A 2,778-nucleotide genomic window follows, 5' to 3' on the forward strand; every position below is an offset into this window, starting at 1 on the left:
ACAAAACCCACACGGCCACCACATCAAACCCCACTCCCCCGAACTCCCCACGGCCGGCGGGGGGGGTGCGTTGGCGATAAAGCGGGTTCTAACCCGCCTTACCACTCACGACCCCGGCGGCAGGGGGCCTTCGCGGCATCGTGAGTAAGGAACCCATGGCACGGCAGGTTTCCGGGCACGAGCAGCCCGTCGGCACCACCCGCACACTGGAGTCCACCCCGGACGGTGCGGTCGTCAAGCGCAGCGTCCTGCCCGGCGGCCTGCGCGTGATCACCGAGCACGTCCCGGCGTCGCGCTCGGCCACGGTCGGGCTGTGGGTCGGCATCGGCTCCCGCGACGAGCCGGCCGCGGTCGCCGGCGCCGCGCACTACCTCGAACACCTGCTGTTCAAGGGCACCAAGCACCGCGACGCCACGCAGATCGCCGAGGAGATCGACGCGGTCGGCGGCGAATTCAACGCCTTCACGGCCAAAGAGCACACCTGCTACTACGCGCAGGTGCTCGACGCCGACCTCCCGCTCGCCGTGGACCTGGTCACCGACGTCGTCTTCGACGCCCTGTGCACCGACCGCGACATGGACATGGAACGCAGCGTCGTCCTCGAAGAGATCTCGATGCGCGACGACGACCCCGAAGACCTGCTGCACGAGACGTTCGTGACGGCCATCCTCGGCGACCACCCGCTCGGCCGCCCGGTGCTCGGCACCGAGAAGTCGATCGTCGAGATGTCCCCGGCCGCGCTGCGGAACTTCTACAAGCGCCGCTACACGCTGCCGCGCATGGTCCTGTCCGTGGCCGGCAACATCGACCACAGCCAGGTGCTGCGCCTGGTGCGCAAAGCCCTGAAAGAGCGCCTGGCCGGCACCGCGACGCCGATCGCGCCGCGCGAGGGCCGCGCCCGGATCAAGACCGTGCCGAAGCTGGCCCTGCACACCGACGACACCGAGCAGGCGCACGTCATGCTCGGCCTGCGGTCGCTGTCGCGCCACGACGACCGCCGCTTCGCGCTCTCGGTGCTCAACGCGGCCCTCGGCGGCGGGATGAGCTCGCGGCTGTTCCAGGAGATCCGCGAGCAGCGCGGACTGGCGTACCAGGTGTACTCGTCGGTGGCGAGCTACGCCGACACCGGGCACATGGCCGTGTACGCGGGCTGCCAGCCGGAGAAGCTCGGCGACGTCGCCGGCGTCATCCGCGAGGTGCTCGACAAGGTCGGCGTCGACGGCCTGACCGACGCCGAGGTGGCCCGCGCCAAGGGCCAGCTGCGCGGCGGGCTGGTGCTGGGCCTGGAGGACACCTCGTCGCGGATGTCGCGGATCGGCAAGAACGAGCTCAACTACGGGCGCTACCTGGGTGTCGACGACACGATCGCGCGCATCGACGCGGTGACCACCGAGGACGTGTGTGCGCTCGCTCGCACTTTGTTCGCGCGGCCCGGTGGCGTCTCGGCGGCGGCGGTCGTCGGGCCGTACGCTCACGCCGACGACCTTCCTGACGACCTGCACGAGGTGATCGCTTCATGACCGTCAACGTCGGTGTGCTCGGTGCGCGCGGCCGGATGGGCGCGACGGTGGTGAAGGCCGTCGAAGGCGCCGGGGACATGAAGCTGGTGGCCGCGCTGGACGCGGGCGACGACTTCGCCGCGCTGGCCGACGCCCAGGTGGTCGTCGACTTCACCCACCCCGACGCCGTCATGGGCAACCTGGAGTACCTGGTCGAGCACGACATCCACGCGGTCGTCGGCACCACCGGCTTCAGCGAAGACAGGCTGGCGTCGCTGCGTTCGCTGCTGGCGCCGAAGCCGTCGCTGGGCGTACTGATCGCGCCGAACTTCGCTCTTGGCGCGATTCTCGCCATGCGGTTCGCGGCCCAGGCGGCGAAGTTCTACGCCTCGGCCGAGATCATCGAGCTGCACCACAACCGCAAGGCCGACGCGCCTTCGGGCACCGCCGCCCACACCGCGCGGATGATCGCCGCCGCCCGCGCGGAAGCGGGCGTGGCACCGGGCCCGGACGCGACGACGTCGGAGCTGGACGGCGCCCGTGGTGCGACGGTCGAGGAGGTCCGCGTGCACTCGGTCCGCCTGCCGGGCCTGGTCGCGCACGAGGAGATCCTGTTCGGCGGCGAGGGGGAGACCCTGACGATCCGCCACGACTCCCTCGACCGGACGTCGTTCATGCCGGGCGTGCTGCTCGGCGTGCGCGAAGTGCTGCAGCGCCCCGGCCTGACGGTCGGCCTGGAAAACGTCCTCGACCTGTGAGGGCTCGCAATGTGGCGCTGCTGCTGACGGCGGCGCTGGTCGTCTACCTGTTCCTGCTGGCGGATCGGGCGGTCGCCCTGTTCAAGACGGGCACGGGCGTCGGGATCGCGCTGGGGGCCGGGGTGCTGCTGCTGCCGGTCCTGGGCATCTGGGTCGTCGTCATGACCTGGCGCAATGGCCTGCAGGTCCAGCGCCTCTCCCGGCGGCTGGACGCCGAGGGCGCGCTCCCGGACGTCTCCGGCCTCCCGCGCCGCCCGTCGGGCCGGGTGGATCGCGACGCGGCCGACGCCTGGTTCGCGGAGCGCCGCGCGGAGGTCGAGGCCGACCAGGAGAACTGGCGGGCCTGGTACAAGCTCGCGTACGCCTACGACATCGCGGGCGACCGCCGCCGGGCGCGCGAGACGATGAAGAAGGCCGTCGAATTGGAAGCGGCCGACCGCTGACCCGGGTTCCAAGCGCCCCAATGTGGCGTTGGTTGCGTCCAACGCACCCAATGTGGCGTTCGGTGCGTCAGACGCACC

The 2,778-nt window shown here is 71.1% G+C and carries 3 protein-coding genes; all 3 read left to right on the top strand.

What is annotated here, in order from left to right:
- Positions 1-155 precede the first annotated feature (155 nt).
- The 3 genes from ACWEF6_RS42840 to ACWEF6_RS42850 are packed head-to-tail and all read left to right on the top strand — an operon-like array spanning position 156 to position 2,700.
- Positions 156-1,520, top strand: coding sequence for a M16 family metallopeptidase (locus tag ACWEF6_RS42840; protein ID WP_449688185.1), 1,365 nt, complete (start codon positions 156-158; stop codon positions 1,518-1,520).
- A complete protein-coding gene (gene dapB, locus ACWEF6_RS42845; protein ID WP_449688186.1) occupies positions 1,517-2,257 on the top strand; it encodes a 4-hydroxy-tetrahydrodipicolinate reductase in 741 nt (246 codons plus the stop codon). The genes ACWEF6_RS42840 and dapB overlap by 4 nt, the downstream gene beginning before the upstream one ends.
- Complete coding sequence (locus ACWEF6_RS42850) at positions 2,254-2,700, top strand: tetratricopeptide repeat protein (RefSeq protein ID WP_449688187.1); 447 nt, start codon at positions 2,254-2,256, stop codon at positions 2,698-2,700. The genes dapB and ACWEF6_RS42850 overlap by 4 nt, the downstream gene beginning before the upstream one ends.
- The last annotated feature ends 78 nt before the right edge of the window (positions 2,701-2,778 follow it).

It is taken from the genome of Amycolatopsis sp. NPDC004772 (genome assembly GCF_053601215.1).